This window comes from Sphingobacterium sp. GQ94 (genome assembly GCF_059758715.1).
This window is the reverse complement of sequence record NZ_JCAXEC010000001.1, coordinates 374,552-396,155: the sequence shown is the minus strand read 5'-3', so window position 1 is coordinate 396,155 and position 21,604 is coordinate 374,552. Positions and strand designations below refer to the sequence as shown.

Here is a 21,604-nt window from a genome sequence, read left to right as displayed (position 1 = left end):
AATATAAGGTTTCTACACTAAAAACAATATTCGAATGAGAAAGGGACTAGTGGAATGTAAAAAAATGTTTATTTACAATGAATGTGCTTAATAAAACAGATAAAAGTAAAGCAGGGCATAGATAGAAGACTTCGTTCTAGCCTGCTGTAGCTCTTCCCGGACCGATTTTAAGGCTGAAACTAAATGATTTTTTACGGTGTTTTTAGAGATGTGAAGTTTCTCTGCAATTTCCTTATGCGAGAGTCCTTCCATCCGGCTTAATCTAAAGACCGTTTGTTGTTTGCTGGGAAGTTTACAGATAATGGTATCTAAAACATCGTTTAGATCCTGTTCTGCCAAAGGTTCCTGCTCGTGGTAGTAAGATTCTGCTTCATTCTCGCCCAAGGCGATGAAGCGCGAACGGTGCAAGTGAATCACTTTAAGCCTATTGAAACTGTAGTTTCTACAGATTACAAATAAAAAAGCCTTGATATTGGAATCTTTCTGCAGGTCTTCCCTATTCTTCCATAACTGTAAAAAGCTATCCTGAACGATTTCTTGCGCGTGTTCTTCTTCTTTTAAGATGTGCATTGCCAATTGATATAGCGAGGCTGCATATTCATCATAAATCCATCGCAAGGCGAACTGATTCCCTTTGGCAAGTTGCTCGAGGATGGTATGTGAATTGAACATGGTGATCAAATATAGGTAGGGCTAAAGTAGGAGTAATTTATTTTATATGCAAAATAGTATGTCTTGAAAGATGGGGCCATTCCGTAAAGAATAGCGCTCAAAGCATCAGCGTATGGGTATTGAATGGCATGTCCAAATAGGATAGATCCTTGAAACAGTTAAACATGATTTTTTTGTGACGCTGCTCATTTGTCGTTTCCTTTTGTTTGTCTAAAATAGCCTGTTGCTGGCCTTATGCGTCAATCCTCTTGGTGGATTAAAGGCCGCCTAGCTAATTTCGTGAAAAAAATTATCAGGTGGCCTTATCTATGGGAAAGCAAGATCAACAAGTCCCATAAAAATGTAAACAGTTTTCCCGCAAGAAAAATTTATTCACTTTTCATCGCACGCAGCGGATATTTTTGAAATCGCTTTCAAAATCTTGCGAACCGGGTACCGGCTCATTAAATACTTGCTTATTCACATGATCTCCAAAACCGAGCGCTCCTTTATAATAGTACCCCCCTTTGTCAGGTGAATCATAGTCCACATACTGTGAGGATGTCCATAATTCTGCAGTATATCCATACGTATTGCCCAAATCAATAGCGATAATTCCACCGACAACTCCGTTAGCAGTAGCGGTACCATTCATGTTGAATCGCAGATTATTGCCCGGGTATGGTGCTTCAGGTCCCGTTGTTACATCATACTCAATATAACCTAGCCCATTTTCGGTTCCAAATATTTCAGTAGGATATATAGGAGTCAAAAAAGAATAATCATTAAATCCGGCTGTTCTCCATAAACCTTCTGGATAAACCAAAGCGCAAGGGTCATTGCCTAAATCACTACCATACTGTCCTGGGACAAGACCTTTAAAAGAAAAGTAGGTATTTGGTGCATTCGTATGCGCGTAGGTATGATGGAAACGGTAAGGATTATGACCACCGTGGTAATATAGATTTTGACGTGCCCATTTTCTGTTTTGAAAGAACAGAGTAGATTCCACCAGATTAATTTGAGCCGTATGAGAGGCTCCCAATACGGGATTCAATACAAAAGTAAAAATAGAAGGTGTGTTTATCAAATTGGTGAAAGAACGCGTAGAGCCATCATCGATTGCTAATTCCAAGCCACTAATGGTTACTTTAAGATCAGTTATGGCTGTTTCTGCTGCGGTGTAAAAGGAGACGCTTTTACGATCGCCAAAGAGAGGTTCAACATTCGTGAAGTTTGAAAAATCAATATTCTGGGTTGTGCTACTCAAATTTGAAATAACACCAGTTCTCAAATCCATTGTTCCGCTTTTAGTGTCTGCACCTGATACGCTAACAACCGCTGAGACCATATCGGCAAACATCCCCATTGTATTCAATTCGACAACGATCCGGGCAAGACTGTGTTTAAAAATAATGTCCAATGGAACGCTCCCGTTTTGCGGACTTGAGGCTAAAAGAATCTCGCCACTAGCATATAAAACATCTTTATCGGGCGGAAGATTAAGAACCGGATTAGTAGGGTCTACATCTTGTACATCCTGGGTGCTATTGTAGGAAAGCGCATACCAGTTATAATCCTCGTCCTGGTCTACATTAATTACCGAGGCTGTGCCTGAGCTCAACAGATGTGAACTTACAAAGCTTCCCTGCTTGGTGTATATCAATAAGCGGTATTTTACCCCCTGCTCAACCGGACTTGACATGCGTAAATTCCGGGAGCCTCTGGCCGAAGAGGCTTTCAGCTTAGCCGGTCCCTTAGAATGTTGTACATCTTGTTTAACGGAAACCAAGGCATCAAAACCATCATACTTATGAAGCTCCCCAGAAAGGTTTCCACTTTGTATAGTTGAATTCTCGAGCGCGGAACTTGCTTTAAGTTTACCTGGATTTTCGATCTCTTTCTCATGAATTCCTGCCACATTCACTATTAATTTAGTGAGCTCTCCCCCTGATTGAGGTTCTTGTTTTTCTTTAGCACATCTTTGCATCAGCAAACCGGCGAATAGCATCACCAGCACGGCTAGGCCGTTTGCCTTTTTTGGTAAATAGAATTTCATTTTTCTTTATCAATAAAACCTCAAACAAATTCTAACCCGCTATCTTTTTACACTAAGCCTGTTTTCACCTTTAAACGGCAGGCGGCGGCATGTACTCCCTTAAGGACATGCTTTTACTAGAGCCCCAAATTCTGTCGTTTGAGTAAGTAGCATCCGCTACAGCAGTTTCTCTAATCACGATCACTTGAAATCCCATAAAAGGTTAATTTCTTTTCGGTAATAGATGGTGGAGAAATATTGTTTGAATAAATAAGTAAAATAGTGGTTAATAGTATTTTTAAACCCTAAAAAAAGAGCTGTACCAAATATAGAAAATAATTTTAAAGAAAATAGCGAGAGAATAATAAACCCAGCTTGACAATAATAGCCTAGGGAAGGACATTTTTTGGGATCAATGTATAAAATGAAACATCATCGCTTATTTGAGCAATATTTCTTTCCATAGTTCGCACATTTGCTCGAAACTTATGCCTGCATTTGCTGGACTTGTGCTTGGCAAGGAAATATATCTTAGCTCGTCTTTTCTATTGAAGTACTTGTTAAAAAGAGCCTCCGATTTCTTCCCATTGAAAGCAATTATTTTCAAGTTTTTATGATTCGAGATAAAGCCATTGAGATCATTGGGAACTTCGTTTTTAATGGCAGTATCAAGACTGCCCATTCTATTTGCTTGACGGGCTATATCCCATACACCTATATTCATATTATTCAAAAAAGCTTTTTTCTCTAAATAGGATATTGGCAATTCCGTAGCCGTTATAGCCGAAAGAATTCTCCAAAAACGGTTTCTGGGATGCCCATAGTATTCTCCCAACTCCAAGGATTTATCGCCCGGCATAGAGCCCAAAATAAGCACTGTTGTTTCGGACGTCGAAATAGGATCAAAAGACTTTTTTACAAAATCTGATTCAGCATTGACCACACGTATTTTCCTTGCCATAATAGTTGATTTACTAATCACGTCTTCAAATAAAACGCTAGGTCCAAGAATCACCTATCTAGCCATTTTTTAAAATCGGCGACTTCGTTTTTAGTAAAAAAAAACATCTTCATCAAATTGCGGCTCAGTGATCAGCTTTAATTGATTTGCATTTATATGGACCAGCAATTGCCTGTTCACCCGGTAGTAGCTATAGGTATCCATTTGTTTCATCAATTCATCTAAGCTTGCAGTTACCGGATACCCGAACTTTGATTGGCAATATCATAAATTTGTTTACACACATCAAACAATATAATGAAAATTATTAAAAAAGTGCTTCCAATCACTTCTATAGGCGAATTGGTCTGAATCATTGAAGAAAATAAATAATAAGTATATTTGATTACAATTATTTAAACCTCAACGCTATGGTATTATCATTTATTGGCACCACCGAATTGATCATCTTATCTATTCCTCTGTGTATTATATTTATCATTCTGGTTGTTAAATCGATATTAAAAAGTCGGAATGTAGAACGATAGTTAAAGCCCACATGATCCATGTTGATAGTTTATTATCAATACTTTGAATTATTCGATTTTCCCAACAACAGTCCGATTGTAGTTCCAAAACTACAATTTATTCGTGCGCTTACTTCCTTTTGTCATAAATGCCGCTAAAGAGAGGATGAATGGCTAATAGGAATATAATCCCTGTTGATTTATTTCTTGATTCTCAACATAATACCTAGCGGTAATCTGAGACTATAGCCTACATACCCGAAAGAGAACTATCCTATTTTACAAAATACTATACCTATTTTTCATAAAAAAAACATGCACTTTGTGATTTAAGTTAATATTTGTAAATTAAATCAATTATAGAGCCACTTTATGAAAGCAATAGAATATAGACTTCCCAAAGAATTCGATAAATCATTCATAGTATTTAATGAAAAAGGGACTCATTTTCCATGTCCGTGGCATTATCATCCTGAATTCGAATTTGTCTTGGTCAATCAAAGTACCGGGAAGCGAATGGTGGGAGACCATATCGGTTATTTTAAAGAAGGAGATTTGGTACTTATGGGACCGGAATTACCACATGTCTGGGTGAATGACAATAGCTATTTGGAGAAGAAATCTCATGAAGCAGCTGATGCAACAGTTATTCATTTTACGCCAAATTTTATCGGACAGGATATCTTTAACATTCCGGAGTTCTCCTCACTGATCGAAATACTGAGTCTTTCCTCTAGAGGAATTCATATCAAAGGGAAGGAAAGTAAGGCCATCGCGGATATCATGAACAATATGATTTTCGAGAGTGGTTTGAAGCGTTTGGCTTCTATCTTCGAGATCTTTGATCTTTTGTGTTCGATGAAAAATTATGATTTGTTGGCAAGTCCTAATTTCATAGCCAACAAAACATATATCAACAGCAGGCACAGTAGAATTAATAATTATATTTTAAGGAATTATCACAAACCTCTTACCCTAAAAGAAGTGGCAGATGAGGCCAATATGGCGACAACCACCTTTTGTAATTTTTTCAAGGAGCAATACCGGATGACCTTTGTGGAATACGTGACACAGATTCGTATTGGACATTTCTGCAAGTTGATTTCCGAGGACGATAAATCTATTTTAGAGGCTGCTTATACCTGCGGATTCAATAGCATTGCGAATTTCAACCGCCAGTTTAAAAAGGTCAAAGGAATGTCCCCTTCGGAGTTTAAAAGAACCGTAGAGATTAATTAAAAATGGGCTCTATGCATTAAGCCCACCATCCATTAGAATATTTTCACCATTAATGTAGGCCCCGGCATCGGAGGCTAACAGGACGATTAATCCCTTGATATCATCTGGGTTTGCCATTCTGCCCAAAGGTACTTTCTCACAATAGTTCTCTAAGAACTTTTCAGGTTGATCGTTAAACAATCCACCTGGCGAGATGCAGTTAAAACGAACGTTCTTTCCCGCAAACTTCTTGCACATAAACCTATTTAGGTTAATCAATCCCCCATTATGAAAGAAGTAATCTGGAGGCAAATCTCCCATAGGTGTACCTTTGTAATTCGAATAATCAGGTCCTTTCATTCCCATCATGGAGGCTATATTGATAACAGATCCCCCTGTCGTTTCCCCCATCCAATCCGAGATTCCTCTCAAGAGATGAAACATTCCGGTGGCGTTGATTTCCATAGACTGCCTAAATTGTTCGATCTCGCCGGCATATCCTTTCATGGGTCGTGCAACAGCATTATTAATAAAGATATCTATTCTTTGATATTGATTCTTTAACGTATCCAGAAAGGAATCAATACTTTGAAAGTGCTCTTGATCCAGGGCCATCACTGTTAAGTTATTGGTCGTTCCAAAATGAGCCTCCAGATCTAATTTTGCTCGATGCTGATCCCGTGAGCTCACAATGACACTGGCGCCTGCCTGGAGTAATCCTTCAACGATACATTTTCCATAATTTCCGGCTCCTCCGGTTACTACGGCAACTCGTCCTGTTAAATCAAATAATTGATTGATATGCATAATCTATAAGTCAATTTTAATATTCCCCTTCATTTTACTTTCCAAAGCGCCAGCGATTATGTGTATTACATTTTTGGTCTTTTGGAAATTCAGTGTGGGTTTACCTTGGTTTAATCCTTTTATAAATTCCAGAATATTCTCTTTAAACATGGCATAGGAATTCCTGATATCAATATGTACCCAGTCCTGAGTACCGAATACGTTCATTTGGAAAGTAGGCGAAATATCGGCTATTAGGTGAATGCTTGCAAAACAGTTCGGGCCAATCTCCAATTGAACTATATCAAATTGCTCTTTTCCCAGATAGTGTACGCTGATTGGCTTTGGGTCATTTAATAAACTCAGGCAAGCTTCAACCATATGTACGCCATATTTCTTCCAGTCTTTCTTCCCAACGACAGTCAATAACTGAATATCGCCCAGTTTCTTCAAGTTCGATTTAACAGCCAATACCTCTGGGGCATAACGCATAGAGGAACAAGACATCAGGAAACCTCCATCGTGAACGTACTGTTCGTAAACCTTAAGCTCTTCCAAATCTATGGTAAGTGGTTTATCAATAAAAACAGGAACCTTAGCCTCTAATAAAGGTCTTGCCATAGTTAGATGGTTCTCGGGATCATCCCTTCCAAGGATTACCGCATCCACCTGACCAATCATATCCTCAATTCGTTGCACAACAATATCTATTCCTGCTGAGCTTGCAATACTATGAGCAACGTCCTGATCATCGCAATACAGATGAGTCACTCGCGCTCCTGCAATACCTAAAGTATCTCGGTTCGCCTCTAGGTAATCCGAAACAGCAGGGAATCCTGCTTGATCTATTTCTTGCCGACTAAATAAACCATTTATGATGGCTGCCCAAGAATACGGATGAGCGTTTCCTACACTCATTCCAATCATTCCTAATTTTATCATAACCAACCGTTTTTATCCCATTGCGCTAGATTCAAGAATCCTTGATCAGGGTAACTCAAGGATCTTGCTAAGACTAACTGTTTTTGATTTAAATACTTGCCATTAAAGATTTCAAGGGCATCATCTACAAATTCTATTTTGTCAAACCCCACCAATACAGAGGATATTTCAGGTATGGAAGCAGCAAATTTCATGGCTAATGCGGCCAATGTACTGATATCCGTATTCAAGAGCTGACGATACTGCTGGATATGATCTTGAACAGCTTTCAATGCCGGATGCAATTGGAATGACTTCTGGGTAAGCAAACCACGCATCAGCACCGAACGTACCACTATACCAACCCCCTGTTCTTTGGCTAGTTTAAAATGAATGCCTTGTTTCTGATCCATAAGATTGAATGGAAGTTGAATCACCTTCCAAAAACCTTTATCTAAAGCCAATTTAGTCTCCTTTTCTTCATAAACCGATACACCAGGGTAGCGAATTAAGCCTTTTTTTTGAAGATCGGAAAAGATTTCATACACTTCCTCCATTCCTAGAATCTCCGTGTCCGCATAATGCAACATAAAAACATCAATGTAATCGGTTTTCAAGGCTTTTAATGATTCCTGAATGGAATCCTCGATAATATGCTTTAAAGCCGACCTTTCTGGCAACGACCCATCTGCATTTCTAAAATGTTTACATTTTGAGGCTAAAATAACTTGATCTCGCCTACCATAAAAAGCCGCTCCCATGACACCCTCAGACTCACCATATAAACGGGCCGTATCAAAGAAGTTAATTCCTTTATCTAGGGCATGGTGTATTAAGTCGATGGCATCATTTTTTTGTACCATGTGTTTCGCCTGAGACATGTTCAAGCCATAAGGCATGCCTATTTCCACGCCTCCAAAGGCAACCTCAGAAACCTTTAAGTCTGTATTCCCTAAAAAAGTATAATGCATTAGCTTTTCTCTAGATAAGATGTGTTTTGATTGTCATCCCCTTGCTGATTAAAGGCCTTGCTAATGGATTGGCAGTAGTTCTTAATGGCAATCACATCTGCTCCCACGCTAACAAAATGGTAGCCCATATCGTGCAATTCCTGAAGGTTGTCAAGGGTTCCAACGGTAGCGGCAAACTTTCCATACTTATTGGCGAGCTCAGCTATCCTCTTTCTTGTCTGGGCAATCAAGGGATTCGTGAAGTCTCCGGGAGTACCAATACCCTGGCTGAAATCTCCGGGTCCAAAAAATAACATATCGTATCCTTCCAGCTGAGCGATCTGCTCTAATTCATCCAAAGGTTCCGGGTCTTCAATTTGAAGAACGACAAACCGCTGCTGATTAGCTTGCTGAATATAACTCGTGAAATCCTCCAACGTATATCCTCCATCTGCATTTCCTCCGTCTATCGGTCTTCTTCCAATGGGATGGAACCTGGTCATGTGCACAACATCCTTAGCGTCCTGCAAACTCATTATATGAGGAACAAGAATTCCCGTAGCATCCAATTCCAGCGCACGGATATAGTCACTATAGCTTCCTCTGGCTACCCGAACCATCAGGTCCACATCCTGAGACTTGGATGCCCAAACATGGGAAGAGAGTATAGACCAATCCTGCCCTATATGTTCCTGATCCACCCAAACGCAGTCGAAACCACATTTAGCGACTAATTCTGTTACTTGTGCGTCTTTTAAATTTACTTTGAAACAACTTGGTTTCTCTCCATTGCGAAGTTTCTCAAGCACTCTGCTTCTTCTCATATCGTTATACTTTTTTGCTAGATTTTGATACTAAACTAAATAAGGCTATTGCACAGACGACCATAGAGAGTGCTGCTACCTGAAATATGGTACTCAGGTTGATTTGTGCATCCCTTAAGGCCCCCGCAGCATAAATACCGATTCCGCCGATAATACAGGAACAGAAGTTCAACAAACCATAACCGGTGGCTAAGTACCTTTTATCGATTATTTTCTCCAAAATAGGCATCATGTTCGCATCGATGAACGGACGTGTGAAAGCAAAAAGGATGAATCCTATGACCGTTACCCAGATCAGATCCGTATAACTCGCTAGGATTACTCCGGGAACCGCAACCAAGAAGCCTATGGCCGGTAAAAGAATACGCGCGTTCTTATTTCTTTTTGCCCAAAGGTCCGCCATGGCTCCTCCCAAGATCACTCCGAGCAGCATCGCTGTAAAGAAGTATACCGTTGAATATACCCCGGCTTCTGTTTGACTAAGATGAAATTTCTCTTTATAGTAAGTTGGCAGCCATCCATTTATCATCCAGGACACCACCCCAGACAATCCCCACATGCCTAAAACGATGGTATAAGACCTGTTGCTAAATAGGGATCTAAAAGCTTCCTTTAAGTTGACCGATGGTTTAACGGGTAAATCGGTTTCTGAATCTGAGACCGGAGCCGTTTTATCCTTCAACAGGAAGACCAGGATCAATGCATAGATTATCCCGATGATGCCAAAGATATGAAAGGCATAATGCCAGCTATGTGTTTCTGCTATCCAACCTCCTATGAATCCTAAACTTTGCCCTATATACACCCCACCAATATGTAAACCAGTTGCCGTGGATTTGGTATTTCCTGGATGGTAATCCACAATCAAGGCTAATGCGGCTGGTATATAACAGGCCTCGCTAATACCCATGAGCGCCCTTGCCAACAACAATTCCTCAAAATTTGAGGCCATGGAAGTCAGCCAAGTCACCAAAGACCAAATAAAAAGACTGCCAATAATCACTTTACTTCTATTGAACTTATCGGCCAAATAGCCTGTAAATGGACTTGCAATGCCGTATATCCATAAAAAGACTGAGGTTAATAAGCCAAACTGAGCTTCTGTCATTGGGATTTCATCCATGATGCTGGTACGCATCGTGGTAATCATCATTCTATCCAGGTAATTTAAACAGCCAACCACGCAAAGCATGGCAACGAGTAACCAGGGATAAAAAGACTTTTTGTTGATCATCATCTACATAAATTTAGGTGCATGGAAAATGCGTTTTTAAGATACTCAAATTTATAAGTAGCACCTAAGTTTTATAAATGAAAATTACCCTAATCCTTATACTATCTTTCAAATAAAGGATAACTTCCATCTTAAGAGCAGCCTATTTTTTAGCTAAACGATGGTACTTTAACCAAGCATAGTTTGCAGTAGCATGATTATCAGCGCTATAGCTACTTAAGCTGGAATCAGATAATAAAGAAGCATATTTTTCAATCTCGGGCGCATTTTCAGGGATTCCTCTGGCAGCTAAAGCGAGGATTGCCGATGGATAATAATTTGGCTGCTGCTCTAAACCCAACAGCTTCTCCTTATACACCTGATATTGTTGAGATTCTAAATCAAAATTACTTAATACTGAGGCCAAAAATTGCAATTGGACTGCATCCGAAAAAGAGCTCAGATCTACTTGCAAAATCTTCTCTTGTTCTACTTTGGGGATCTCGATAAACCGCAAAACATACGATACGATTGTTTTGTTTACATCGGATTGTTTGTTATCTTTTAATAGAGCAAGTAAACGCCCGGTAATCTTCGCCTTATCTATTTTTGGATCATGGTAGAGATTCCAGAGCCCATAGATCTCGAAGGAGGTTAGCGGTGCCGCTGAAAATATTTGATCTGCAAACTGAGGCTCTATGTTTGTTACAGGAAGTTTTAACTTAGCGAGTGTTTCTAAGGCGTGCAAGGTGTCCTGAGCAGATTGAAAAGCGGAAATTATTTTTTTTACGTACCTGTCTTTATCTTCACTACGAGTAGACGCTTGATTAAGTACCCTCCATATGCCTACTCGATACTGAGAAACCGTATCGAAGGCTTCTTGTTCTTTCAGGTAAGTATCCCTGACCAAGTCAAGCGCATGATTTTCCCAAATCAAAAACTCCGCTGCATGTACCTTTACCCATTTCTGCTGGGTAGTTAAAATGCTTTTTAATTCTTCTATTTTCGTCTTTTCCATTGCATTGCCGGTGTTTTCAGAATGTGTAAGGCATGAAACCATTAAAAATAATATCAGGATAGAATGGTAAAATTTCATGGTGGTCCGCATTACAAGGGAAGTCTGGTCAGTTGAACAGGTGCTGTATACTTTATTCCTTCATCAGTTCGTCCAGGCGCATTGGTTCTGATCACGCGAACCGCACTATGGCTACCTTCCTCATAGTAGGTAATCAACAGGCTTTTATCTGCTAGCTCGACGGTGGAAGCATAAGCTCCCCAAAAGGTGTCAACCATATATGGTCCTTGCCAGGTCTTCCCCTGATCGTACGAAATCCGTAGACCTGTATACCCTGATTCAGCGGTTGAATCATCCCTAAAAGCGCGGTAAGTCAAGACAATAGCACCAATGGATAACCGGGTAAAATGTGGACAGTGGCCCTGAAACCCTGAACTATAAACCTTACCCCAGGTTTTTCCAGCATCTTTGGATATCGAAAAATGCATTTTATCATCCCGCTTGATATCACCGCGCAGAGCCGCTAAGACATCGCCATTGTTCAATTGAATGATATCAGTTTCGGCTGGCAAATAGTTACCCTGGCCTTGCCCGATAGCGATAGGATCAGACCAACTATTTCCTTGGTTATTAGATAAATAAACTGTGCCAAAAGCCTCTTGACTCCCCTGATGGTAAGCTGGGTATACCCAAGTTCCGTCCTGCAATTCGCGCATAGGTGCAGAACAAGCATTGGTGAATTTACCGGTGTTTATGGTCCGTATTTTTGACCAAGTCTTTCCGTTGTCCTTGGAGGTGATGTAATGGATTCCTCCATTCTTTGTTTGCCGGGTTTGTCCTTTATAATGTGCCAGAGTTGTTTTACGATTGCCCCCTTTAGGTTCAATCACCTCTCCAAAAAGCGTATTAAAAAAGGTGACCACCAAGGTGCCATCCGTCATTTGACTAATATGTGGATCCCGATTATCCGCCCGATCATCGTAAATGGTTACCGGTAGGGACCATGTTTTACCCTTATCTTTCGATCGCACCATGCAAATGCGGCCAGTCTTGGGATACGCCTCACTTGGGTAAGTCACATGTGATTCTCCTGCATAAAATACACTGAGTATATCGCCATTTTTTAGTATGGCTGCATCTGTAAACGCCTGATATTCTCCCGCGGTTCCTCCTTTGGAAATAACTTGACTCCCCTGCTTATTTTGCTGAGCGAAGAGTAGTACAGGTGTTAAGCATGCTGCACATAGGACAAATCTGAAAAGCTTTTTCATGTATTCTATTTTTTGAGGTATCCATTTTTTCTCAAAACCTCAACCCATTTCTGATAACCGGCTACCGTGAGATGAACCCCATCCCAGCTGTATTCTTTTTTTAATAAACCTGTTGTATCTATAAAGTGTGCATACAACTCAAGGTATTCTACTTTTTGCTTTTCAGCCAGGTTTTTCAATTCCTGATTGACCGCAGGTAATTTATCTTGCGCTTTATAGTGTCCGTTCAACTTGTTAAATGTCTTATTGGTGGGCAATATACTTTGTAATATGACCCTGGTCTGTGGACTCAATGCATGCGCCCGCTCACAAATTTTCTTGATATTACTCAGTACAATTTCCGGCGGAATACCCTGAGCTAAATCATTGATACCTATCATCAGAAACAGCTGTTTAGGTTTTCCTGAAAGGATATCATCCAATCTTTCCAAAACGCCAAAGGAATTATCTCCCGGAATTCCTCGGTTTTTTAGCCCTTTATGCTTGGGAAGCAATTCTGCCCAATCCGCCCAAAAAGTAATGCTGTTGCCCAAAAATATAATATCCTTCCTGGATTTCTTAAAGGATTCATGCAAGGCCACCTGCGCGGGGTAAATATCCGGCCTTTTTAGGGAATCTATTTGCTGAGCATACCCCCAAAACCCGAATGCTATCCAGAAAACCAGCAGTAAAACGGACCTTATTCTCATGGGCGTTAATTTGATTAGAAAGTGATATACTAGACAATCGGCGATCGTCTAGTATACCGATATAGGTTGATTGATGTTATTTCGTTAGCTCCAAAATACTTCCAGCAATATGTCTTAATCCGTTGTTGATGTTAAAGTAATAGGTAACTAGGATTTGGTTATTATTGAGCATAACAGCCCAAGGATATCCAATATCTGCTCCTCCTCCATCTTCACGAATCACGATTTCCTGAGCAGTTGCAAAATCGGTACACTCGGCATTTAAGATTCTGGCGCGGATCCCAAAAGGTTGATGGCGATAACCATACACAATTAACACCCTGTTGTCAGGCAACCGCATGGCTTGTAAAGGATGTCCTTTAAATCCCATACTTTCCCATTTAAAGGTTTTTCCACCGTCTGTTGAACGGGCAATACAGGCCTGATCGTCGTATTTCGCTGTTCTCAGGAAGGCCACTAAATCGCCTTTCGGTGTTTCATAGATTGAGGTCTCGTTGAAGGAAATCTTTGGATCCTCTGCCACAACCGACATGTAATTCCATGTTTTTCCTTTATCATCGGAATACATTAAGTAGTTGGAGGTTTTCTTGCTTTGCGCATTATCTGTCGCTGCGACCACCCAAAATATCCTTCCCGATTTAGATTCATACAAAGCTCCTCGGTTATATACAGGAACCTTATTCCCATACATATCGTAGTTCACCTCTTGCTTGATCGAAGGTGGGTAAACCGGATCGCTCCAGGTCTTTCCGTTATCAGTTGATCTAACGAGATATCCTCCCAAAAAGGTGGCGTCCGAAGATTGAAAATATGGTTTTTTAAGTTTTTCCAACCCTTCCTCATTCAGAAATGACCAACCATAACTGGCGCATAAAATAGTTCCATCTTTTAGGGTCAGTAAACAAGGATCCTGAGATCCTCCAAAAGCGTGAGCATAGATTAATTGCGGATTTTTGGTCCAGTTATGACCGTCTTTCGATTCCAGTTTTACCAAATAGCTATTTGGATCTACGTGGTTAGTGGATTTCTCCCCAAAAGCTCTGCGTTCCGGCGCCCGTCGAAAAGCAACCATGAACTTGTTGTCTTTGGTTTTGATGACCGAAGGAAAGCTAGCATAAAACAAGCTATCCTGGTAAATCACGATGTCTTTAATCTTCTTGACTGCATTCGATTGTCCGAATCCCAATTGCCCGCAAAGCAACATCATAGAGATTAATCCGAGTATTTTAGTGTTTTTCATGTTGTTCAATATATATTAATAACCGTCCGTTTGTTGAACCAAAGGTTCCAAACTTAATACTTGTTCGGAAATTGGAAAATATTCCAAATGTTTCTGATTTTCTTTTCCGGCTAAAGTAGGTACCAATTCAAAAACCTTACTAAAGCGGACCAAATCCCACCAACGCTTGCCCTCAAACATCAACTCCACTAATCTTTCTTGCAAAATAGCTTGATCGTTCTGAACTTTACTGCCATTTACAAATTTATTCGCATCAAAGGAAGTACCATAGGCTCTTTGTCTTATCTGATTCATCTCCGTTGAAGGATCTTGTCCCAAACCGTTTTTCGCCTCGGCTTTCATTAACAGGACATCTGCGTAGCGGTAGATCACAAAATCACTAGTGAAATAGCGCACACCAGAAATAACGGTTCCTCTTCCCTTTAAAATCAAAGTTGGGTAAAATCCCGGAGCAGGCATATCCAATACAGAAGCTGCCTTTCTTAAATCGCCAGCTTTGAATTGGTTCTTTGCCAGATCCGTTACAGTCCAAACTACACCTCCTGCAGTCTGTCCAATAATCTCATTGGTCGTAGGGTCAATCTCACCCGGCAATCGCGAAGAATACAAATTAAAGAAATAATTATTTCCTGCCTCTAGCTCTTTATTGCCTATGGCCATGATCACCTCTTTGTTGTTTTTGTTACCGTATTTGAACAGATCCGCATAATTAGGCAATAAAGAAACGTCTGCTTTAGCCACCTCATCACAAGCAGCAAGCGCGGTTTGAAAGTCTGCACTCGCACCATTTAAGCGCTTAGCGGTCCACAAGTATACATCCGCTTTCAACGCTTGTAGCCCTGCTTTGGACCAATAGTTTCTGCTTTTAATAAAACTATAGTTTCCAAATAAAGAATTCGCTTTTTCTAAATCCTCTTTGATAAGCGTGAAAACTTCTTGCTCAGAGGATCTTACCTTTTGGATCACCTCAGGATCTGCCCCTTCTACAGGCTCTATGCGGATGGGCACCGCTCCCCAGGTTTTTACCAACACAAAATACAGAAAAGCGCGCGAAGTATAGGCTTGTGCTAATACGTTATTTTTGTCAGTTTCATTGGAAAAGGCAATACCTGGAACATATTTTAAGATCAAGTTGGCATCATTAATCGCCGAATAGACCGATTGCCAGGATGGTCCCGCAGAAACACTGTTTAATGTGTTCAGGTAATACCGGTCGTAATCTAAGGTACCACTTACCTTCCCCCATTCCATCACCTCACTACGAGCCTCTCCCCAGATGAATAAGTTTAAACTTGCTAAACTACGTTGCTTGACATATAAACTTGTTAATCCTCCCTTTGCATCATCCGGAGTTTTCCAGAAGGAGGCATTGGTGATCACACTGGTAGGATCCAAATCCAAAGATGTATTACAGGCAGTTTGAAAAGAAAGCGCCCCTACTAATAGACCTAATTTTATGATTGATTTTTTCATAACCTTGTTTAATTTAAATGTGCTAATTAAAATGCTCCCTTGATTCCAACAGAGAAATTACGGGGGATCGGGTAACGTCCTTGATCGGTTCCTCCATCCTCGGGATTCATCCCTGTGTATTTGGTGAAATAATAGAGATTACTTCCGGTCACATTCACCCGTACATTTTTTAATTTAATACGTTCAGTCCATGCGGAGGGAACCTGATAGGCTAAGCTCACCTCGCGTAGCGTTAGGTAATCACCTTTTTCATAGAACTCCGAATTTGTTGAGGATAAATGATAAGCACTCCCTCTCCAGTAACTGTAATTGGCTGTTCCTGGAAAATATTGAGGACGTTCAGCAATATCACCTTCTTGCTTCCAACCCTGCTCAACCATTTCTTGAGGGATATTCAAGTTAGGAGCCCACATTCCACTTAAAAAGATTTTTGCGTAGTTATAAATCGTGTGTCCTTTGGTATAATCCATACGGGCATACAAGGAAAACCCTTTGTAGTTTACCGAGGTTGAGATACCACCTGTTACCGTTGGAAAGGGATTCCCTTGGTACATCAAATCGCGGGTATCCAGGGTATCGTTACGGTCTAAATCACGGTAATTTACGTCACCACCATATTTGGTTTTATTGGCAAACGGCATGGTTAAATCGACTGGAGCATTTGCCGCCTGGGCATTGGTGCTGTAAATTCCGTCTTGTTGCCAGCTGTAATAGTCCCCGATACGGCCGCCTTCTTGCAAACCACCCATCCACAGGTAATCGTTCACCGTTTGATCCCAAACACGCACACCACCCACTCGATTGTTTAGCACACCATTTTCCGGAAGTTTCAGGATCTTAGTTTTAGTGGTTGAAATGTTGAATCCCACATTCCAGCTTAACTCCGATGTTCTTGGTAAAATATCTGCATTCAGTTCCAATTCAATACCCTTATTTTGGAGGCTTCCTAAGTTGGTTGAAATGCTTGAGAATCCCGTAGATGGAGGTAAAGTCAGGTTGGTGATCAGATCATCTGTTGTTCTATTGTAGTAATCGAATAAGATGTTGAACCGGTTGTCCATAAAACCAAGGTCTACCCCAAAATCTAATGTTTTGGATTGCTCCCATTTCAAGTTAGGGTTAGCCAGTACCGTATTCTGCACAGCAGATTCATCCAAATAACGACTCCCTACTGAGTAGGACCCTTGCGCATGGAAGTCAGAGAGTCCGGAAATATTTCCATTTACACCATAACTCGCTCTCAATTTTAAAGTTGACAGGTAAGGCTGGGCAGCGGCTAAGAAATCCTCCTTATGAACATTCCATCCTAGGGAAACCCCAGGGAAGAAACCCCAGCGGTAATTCGTTCCCAGGTTCGATGCACCATCGTATCTCGCCGTTAAGGAAAGTAAGTACTTTTGTGCATAATTGTAGTTCAGGCGAGAGAAATAACCGACCATCGCAAATAAACTCTCATTACCCCCTACCGAAACCGGTATGGAAGAGGCATTCAGTGTTGGAATCAAATCGGTAGCCGCTCCTTGACCAGAGGCGCTCAAACCAAATACATACCTTCTGAAATAAGAGAAACCAACCATAGCATCCAGGGAATGCTGACCATAGCTCTTCGCATAATTTGCAATAAGATCCGCTTGTGTTTGCATCGTTTTATTGTAGGCTGAGGAGGCTGGCCTGGTGGTGTTCACACTTCCCACTCCATTCATGTAGGCATGAATAAAGGCATAATTATCTCCGGTTACTTTATACAGGGAGACCTGAGGCGAAATGGTTAAACCCTCGATTGGTTTCCAGTCGCCTGAAAAGGCTAAGGTTAAATTTTCGTTCGCATTTTTATTATCTCTTTTATTCAAATAATAAACCGGATTTCCTGTATTCCTAGCTTGTCCTGGTGATAAGGTTCCATCTTCAAAAGTATATTTGGCCGTTGGCGCTAAACCAGCCGCCCGAAAAAACAATTCAGTATCGCTATAAACGGCATTATTGGATGAATAACTATACATCATCTTGCCATTAACCGTTAATTTATCATTTACTTTTAAGTCCGAGTTTAAGTTTGCTGATAAACGGTCGTAGAAAGTGGTAATGGCAATACCGTTACTCTTCATGTAACCAACACTCGCATTTATCCTCGCGCGATCTGTCCCGCCGGAGACGGCCAGGTGATGATCATTGGAAATACTGTTTTGAAACAAAATATCCTGCCAATCGGTTTCCTGGAAAATAAGGGTTTTACTTGGGTCAATGGGATCGGCCATCGATTGCCAGCCCTCATTCAATTTATGCTTATTCGCCTCGGTTAAATATTGGGTGGTAAAACCGGTATTGTTGGTCAGGTCATTCCCTGTTCCAAAACCAATTGGCTGCGTTAATGCATTGATGGATCCTGGCACCTTACGTTCGGCAACCTGAGCACCAACACGGGCATAATAGATGTAATCCTTCGCCGAGGCCATATCGTAAAGCTGACCTACTTTAGAGGAGGATAAATTATACGAATACTCAATTTTAGTGCGGTTAGAATCACCAGACTTTGTGGTGATAATCACCACCCCGTTAGATCCTCTAGCCCCATAGATGGAGGTCGATGCGGCATCTTTTAAGACTTGCATGGACGCTATATCATCAGCATTGATATCGTTCATGTTCGAGCGGATAACCCCATCGATGATGTACAAAGGACTCGCCCCATTGGGGTTGTTAATCGATGTACCCCCACGGATAATGACGCGGGGAGCCGCGCCAGGTTGACCTGAGGTACTTTGAACCCGAACCCCGGATACCGTCCCCTGTAAAGCAGAGGCAGGATTGGCAAAGGAAACATTCTCCAACACCTTTTCATCCAGTTTGGAAATCGCTGTTGTTAAGGTCTCTCTGGACTGGGTACCATAGCCGACCACCAACACCTCGTCAATATTGGTATCATCATTTTCAAGGGCGATTGCAAGCTTAGCACTTGAGGCTACGACCTCGATGGTTTTCTTTCCGATGGAAGTAATGACCAATATACTTTGTCTGGATTGCACTTGAAGGCTAAAGGTTCCATCTTTTTCAGTAGATGTTCCGTTTTGGGTCCCTTTTTCTGTAATCGTTACGCCTGATATAGGATTTTTATCCTGATCTATCACTGTCCCGGTAACAGCCGTTTGCGCATAGGCCAGAAAGCTAAGACAAACAAAAAACAGCAGCAATGTCATCCGACCGAGCGGCATGCTGCAACTCATGGCAACCCTAGTGGACCATGATTTACTTACGTTCAATTGTATATTTTTTATCATAATTGTGAGGAAATTGATTGTTAAGTATTATAACAGAATCAAAATTAGACCTAAAGCGCTCCCTTATCTACTACTTTTATGTAGATTACCAATACAATATTTCAGAAGGTTTTACGAATTAATACCGACTGGCAATCGGCCAGAAAGATTGGACTTTCTGATCTTGAATAACCTGGTAAAAGGGATACCATGCCACCGTTGGACAGATGTGATATGGAATCACATATACCCCTGTTCCCAGATTGATTTCTTCCCACTGCTGGTCTGGAACTTCCATTACTAAATGTTCTTCACTTTGAAATTTCGGTACCCAGTTTGGGTACTCTGGAAAATGAAAACGTTGTTCTATTGGATTCTCTGATGCGATCGCTTTGTATCCTAGATCCAAGCACAGCCTATTTTTTGCAGGTTTAGAAATGACCCGGGTAAAGACTAGCGCTGCACAATCAAATGACTGTTCGGGCAAAGTCTGCTGGTAGCCCCAATCCCAGAGCATAAAGGTGCCTGGACTACATTGAACAAATGGATATTGCCTGTAAATTGGGAACGTATTTGACCCCCCAAATACGCAGCTAAACTTTTTATTTGCTTGCTCTTGGATCCGTTTAAAAACGGTAAGGAATTCTTGAAAATAGCGTTCCACAACACTCGTCCTTTCAGCCAGATTAATCTCTCGAATATGTCCATCATACCCATGGAATCCGACAAGATGTAAATTCTTCAAGCCACGTAATTCTTCGTAAAAATCTTCTAAACCCTGTATTTCAATTCCCGTTCTTCCCATACCCAGATTAACATCCATAAAAACGGAAGCCTGAATTCCTAGCTCTTTAGCCTGTTCATTCATCCAGCGGGCGGCCTGAATCTGGTCAACCAAGCTTTGCAGTTTAACCTCAGGATGCTGCTGAATCAGTTCCAGGAATTGCCGCATCTGAAAAGAAACCAATGGGTAAGCAATTAGGATGTCTTTTGCTCCAGATTCCACCAATAAGGCAGCTTCTTTTAGGGTAGCACATTTGAATTTGTTAACGCCTGCCTCCAATTGCATGTGAATTAATTCCTTGCACTTTATGGTTTTGATATGTGGTCTAAAACGATCCAAATCAATTTGGGTTTTCATTTTTTCCAGGTTGGATTTAACCAGCTGCGGATAGACCAATAAGCTAGGACTAGCTAACTGGGACGTATTTATAACGTGATACGTATCTTTAAATTTAAGCGTCATTGCTTTTTAGTTTTTTAATCATGTCCTTTAGGCAATTCACTACTTTTTCTTCAGCATCTTCCTCCAAAAAGCTACTGCGGCACCGCCAAGTTTCATATCCTCCTTGAGCAAACTCCTGAGCGGGTGGAACATACCCGAGATAATCATTGGCCATGGTTATACTGAAATAAGCGTCAGTTCCTTGCTTCAAGACTTTTCCCGAGGCACTGAAGAATTCTCCACCCATTGCCCCAAGTATATTCTTACCGATGCGCAAACATTGAACAGGAAACAAGACGATCTGGGGAACCGATTCCAGCAGCACTTGCTCTCTTGCATAAACCTTTTCATACAGATCCTGATCCGTATAAGCCACAGCTTCATAATCAGTAGCGGCAAGTATGCTATAGGATTCAGCGAGTATTTCTGGGGACACTGCTCTTTTGTTTAAAGGGAGTTCCTGGTAGAGCACCTCCAAATCCACCGAGCTGTCCCATTCTAATTCATCAAAAGAAGCATAGACCGCATCAGCAATATCTTCCCCGATTAATTTGCTCTTTTGGTGAAACCCTTTCGGATAACGATCTCCATGAATAAAATCCCAAATATTTACCTCGCCACTGGTGCCGTTACTCATCATACTGACCAGATCCTTGGACCCGGTCAAAGCCGTTATTTTATTGCAAAAATAGCCGAAATAATCGGCCGTAATCGTTCCTCTTTCACAATCCCCAACATAATGCAATCCATAATTAGCCAATAAGCCAATCCATTGATCCTGCAGATTCTTAAAGCCAAGATAGCACACCTCAGGATCTGGAACGCTTGTTCGCTCGATAATTTCCTTTTCGTGTCCAAAAGGATTGGTCTTTACAGCGTCCGTTGTTTTTAAAACAGGATTCCGGGGTTGATAGGTATCTTGCATCTTATACCTTCTTGAGGTTACATGTTCTGCTTTAAGGACCTTTCCAAAGGCTACCTGTATACCTTGCTCCTGCTGAATAACCTTTTGAGCTAATTCCAATAATTTTTCCGCCAATACATTTCTATAGGATAAATCAACATGTCCCATCAATAGGTCAGCAACGCTCCCTGTGGAATGGGCATGCGTACTGGAAATCAACTGATTGGAAGCCTTGATACCTGTTGCCTGAAAAATCTTAGCTTTCAATGGATCTAAAAAATCTCTCTTCATCACACAGATGTCTACAACTAGAATCAACAGCTTGGTTTGTCCATCATTCAGATAGATCGCTTTTGCAAATAAAGGATCTGCAATTTTGTTTGCATACCTGGTTGTGAATTCACCATTAATCAGCGTTCCTAAAGAAGGGGTAATGTCTATTTGGGCCGTATTTCCGTATACCAT

General features: G+C 41.0%; 17 protein-coding genes. 1 reads left to right on the top strand and 16 read right to left on the bottom strand.

The genetic code is table 11. The annotated features are described in order from the left end of the window. Positions 1 to 87: 87 nt before the first annotated feature. The 3 genes from AC6CHH_RS01630 to AC6CHH_RS01620 form a co-directional block, all read right to left on the bottom strand. The gene (locus AC6CHH_RS01630) at positions 88 to 672 is read right to left on the bottom strand and encodes an RNA polymerase sigma factor (protein ID WP_498279043.1); all 585 of its coding nucleotides are present in this window, start codon (positions 670 to 672) and stop codon (positions 88 to 90) included. A 379-nt stretch (positions 673 to 1,051) separates the two neighbouring features. After that, a complete protein-coding gene (locus AC6CHH_RS01625) occupies positions 1,052 to 2,710 on the bottom strand; it encodes a fimbrillin family protein (protein ID WP_498279041.1) in 1,659 nt (552 codons plus the stop codon). A gap of 418 nt (positions 2,711 to 3,128) precedes the next feature. Next, on the bottom strand, positions 3,129 to 3,650 hold the full coding sequence (locus tag AC6CHH_RS01620) for a DNA-deoxyinosine glycosylase (protein WP_498279039.1): 522 nt from the start codon (positions 3,648 to 3,650) through the stop codon (positions 3,129 to 3,131). A gap of 878 nt (positions 3,651 to 4,528) precedes the next feature. Here AC6CHH_RS01620 and AC6CHH_RS01615 point away from each other — a divergent pair. After that, on the top strand, positions 4,529 to 5,395 hold the full coding sequence (locus tag AC6CHH_RS01615) for an AraC family transcriptional regulator (protein WP_498279037.1): 867 nt from the start codon (positions 4,529 to 4,531) through the stop codon (positions 5,393 to 5,395). A gap of 9 nt (positions 5,396 to 5,404) precedes the next feature. On the opposite strand, the gene AC6CHH_RS01610 is transcribed toward AC6CHH_RS01615, so the two are convergent. The 13 genes from AC6CHH_RS01610 to AC6CHH_RS01550 all read right to left on the bottom strand — a co-directional run bounded on the left by AC6CHH_RS01610 (position 5,405) and on the right by AC6CHH_RS01550 (position 21,604). Beyond that, positions 5,405 to 6,181: an SDR family oxidoreductase gene (locus tag AC6CHH_RS01610; RefSeq protein ID WP_498279035.1), complete on the bottom strand. Its 777-nt coding sequence runs from the start codon at positions 6,179 to 6,181 to the stop codon at positions 5,405 to 5,407. 3 nt (positions 6,182 to 6,184) lie between these two features. Next, complete coding sequence (locus AC6CHH_RS01605; protein WP_498279033.1) at positions 6,185 to 7,102, bottom strand: Gfo/Idh/MocA family oxidoreductase; 918 nt, start codon at positions 7,100 to 7,102, stop codon at positions 6,185 to 6,187. Then, positions 7,099 to 8,052, bottom strand: coding sequence for an aldo/keto reductase (locus AC6CHH_RS01600; RefSeq protein ID WP_498279031.1), 954 nt, complete (start codon positions 8,050 to 8,052; stop codon positions 7,099 to 7,101). The genes AC6CHH_RS01605 and AC6CHH_RS01600 overlap by 4 nt, the downstream gene beginning before the upstream one ends. Next, positions 8,052 to 8,855 carry an HpcH/HpaI aldolase family protein gene (locus tag AC6CHH_RS01595; protein ID WP_498279029.1) on the bottom strand — a complete coding sequence of 268 codons (804 nt, stop codon included), beginning with the start codon at positions 8,853 to 8,855 and terminating at the stop codon, positions 8,052 to 8,054. The genes AC6CHH_RS01600 and AC6CHH_RS01595 overlap by 1 nt, the downstream gene beginning before the upstream one ends. Before the next feature lie 4 nt (positions 8,856 to 8,859). Next, the gene (locus AC6CHH_RS01590; protein WP_498279027.1) at positions 8,860 to 10,092 is read right to left on the bottom strand and encodes an MFS transporter; all 1,233 of its coding nucleotides are present in this window, start codon (positions 10,090 to 10,092) and stop codon (positions 8,860 to 8,862) included. 139 nt (positions 10,093 to 10,231) lie between these two features. Continuing rightward, complete coding sequence (locus AC6CHH_RS01585) at positions 10,232 to 11,086, bottom strand: hypothetical protein (RefSeq protein WP_498279025.1); 855 nt, start codon at positions 11,084 to 11,086, stop codon at positions 10,232 to 10,234. A gap of 89 nt (positions 11,087 to 11,175) precedes the next feature. Beyond that, positions 11,176 to 12,354, bottom strand: coding sequence for a sialidase family protein (locus tag AC6CHH_RS01580; RefSeq protein WP_498279023.1), 1,179 nt, complete (start codon positions 12,352 to 12,354; stop codon positions 11,176 to 11,178). Positions 12,355 to 12,359: 5 nt separating this feature from the next. Further along, on the bottom strand, positions 12,360 to 13,043 hold the full coding sequence (locus tag AC6CHH_RS01575) for a GDSL-type esterase/lipase family protein (RefSeq protein ID WP_498279021.1): 684 nt from the start codon (positions 13,041 to 13,043) through the stop codon (positions 12,360 to 12,362). Positions 13,044 to 13,119: 76 nt separating this feature from the next. Continuing rightward, a complete protein-coding gene (locus AC6CHH_RS01570; RefSeq protein ID WP_498279019.1) occupies positions 13,120 to 14,283 on the bottom strand; it encodes a sialidase family protein in 1,164 nt (387 codons plus the stop codon). Positions 14,284 to 14,298: 15 nt separating this feature from the next. After that, a complete protein-coding gene (locus AC6CHH_RS01565; protein WP_498279017.1) occupies positions 14,299 to 15,756 on the bottom strand; it encodes a RagB/SusD family nutrient uptake outer membrane protein in 1,458 nt (485 codons plus the stop codon). Positions 15,757 to 15,782: 26 nt separating this feature from the next. Next, entirely contained in the window at positions 15,783 to 19,031 is a 3,249-nt protein-coding gene (locus AC6CHH_RS01560) for a SusC/RagA family TonB-linked outer membrane protein (RefSeq protein ID WP_498279015.1), read from the bottom strand. A 118-nt stretch (positions 19,032 to 19,149) separates the two neighbouring features. Continuing rightward, positions 19,150 to 20,256, bottom strand: a complete 1,107-nt coding sequence (locus tag AC6CHH_RS01555) for a D-TA family PLP-dependent enzyme (RefSeq protein ID WP_498279013.1) — start codon at positions 20,254 to 20,256, stop codon at positions 19,150 to 19,152. After that, positions 20,246 to 21,604 carry a hypothetical protein gene (locus AC6CHH_RS01550; protein WP_498279011.1) on the bottom strand — a complete coding sequence of 453 codons (1,359 nt, stop codon included), beginning with the start codon at positions 21,602 to 21,604 and terminating at the stop codon, positions 20,246 to 20,248. The genes AC6CHH_RS01555 and AC6CHH_RS01550 overlap by 11 nt, the downstream gene beginning before the upstream one ends.

What these genes read in the sequence shown, in the direction of transcription:
- AC6CHH_RS01630 (WP_498279043.1), bottom strand. Translation starts at nt 672, where the DNA reads ATGTTCAATTCACATACCATCCTCGAGCAACTTGCCAAAGGGAATCAG.
- AC6CHH_RS01625 (WP_498279041.1), bottom strand. Translation starts at nt 2,710, where the DNA reads ATGAAATTCTATTTACCAAAAAAGGCAAACGGCCTAGCCGTGCTGGTG.
- AC6CHH_RS01620 (WP_498279039.1), bottom strand. Translation starts at nt 3,650, where the DNA reads ATGGCAAGGAAAATACGTGTGGTCAATGCTGAATCAGATTTTGTAAAA.
- AC6CHH_RS01615 (WP_498279037.1), top strand. Translation starts at nt 4,529, where the DNA reads ATGAAAGCAATAGAATATAGACTTCCCAAAGAATTCGATAAATCATTC.
- AC6CHH_RS01610 (WP_498279035.1), bottom strand. Translation starts at nt 6,181, where the DNA reads ATGCATATCAATCAATTATTTGATTTAACAGGACGAGTTGCCGTAGTA.
- AC6CHH_RS01605 (WP_498279033.1), bottom strand. Translation starts at nt 7,102, where the DNA reads ATGATAAAATTAGGAATGATTGGAATGAGTGTAGGAAACGCTCATCCG.
- AC6CHH_RS01600 (WP_498279031.1), bottom strand. Translation starts at nt 8,052, where the DNA reads ATGCATTATACTTTTTTAGGGAATACAGACTTAAAGGTTTCTGAGGTT.
- AC6CHH_RS01595 (WP_498279029.1), bottom strand. Translation starts at nt 8,855, where the DNA reads ATGAGAAGAAGCAGAGTGCTTGAGAAACTTCGCAATGGAGAGAAACCA.
- AC6CHH_RS01590 (WP_498279027.1), bottom strand. Translation starts at nt 10,092, where the DNA reads ATGATGATCAACAAAAAGTCTTTTTATCCCTGGTTACTCGTTGCCATG.
- AC6CHH_RS01585 (WP_498279025.1), bottom strand. Translation starts at nt 11,086, where the DNA reads ATGGAAAAGACGAAAATAGAAGAATTAAAAAGCATTTTAACTACCCAG.
- AC6CHH_RS01580 (WP_498279023.1), bottom strand. Translation starts at nt 12,354, where the DNA reads ATGAAAAAGCTTTTCAGATTTGTCCTATGTGCAGCATGCTTAACACCT.
- AC6CHH_RS01575 (WP_498279021.1), bottom strand. Translation starts at nt 13,043, where the DNA reads ATGAGAATAAGGTCCGTTTTACTGCTGGTTTTCTGGATAGCATTCGGG.
- AC6CHH_RS01570 (WP_498279019.1), bottom strand. Translation starts at nt 14,283, where the DNA reads ATGAAAAACACTAAAATACTCGGATTAATCTCTATGATGTTGCTTTGC.
- AC6CHH_RS01565 (WP_498279017.1), bottom strand. Translation starts at nt 15,756, where the DNA reads ATGAAAAAATCAATCATAAAATTAGGTCTATTAGTAGGGGCGCTTTCT.
- AC6CHH_RS01560 (WP_498279015.1), bottom strand. Translation starts at nt 19,031, where the DNA reads ATGATAAAAAATATACAATTGAACGTAAGTAAATCATGGTCCACTAGG.
- AC6CHH_RS01555 (WP_498279013.1), bottom strand. Translation starts at nt 20,256, where the DNA reads ATGACGCTTAAATTTAAAGATACGTATCACGTTATAAATACGTCCCAG.
- AC6CHH_RS01550 (WP_498279011.1), bottom strand. Translation starts at nt 21,604, where the DNA reads ATGGTATACGGAAATACGGCCCAAATAGACATTACCCCTTCTTTAGGA.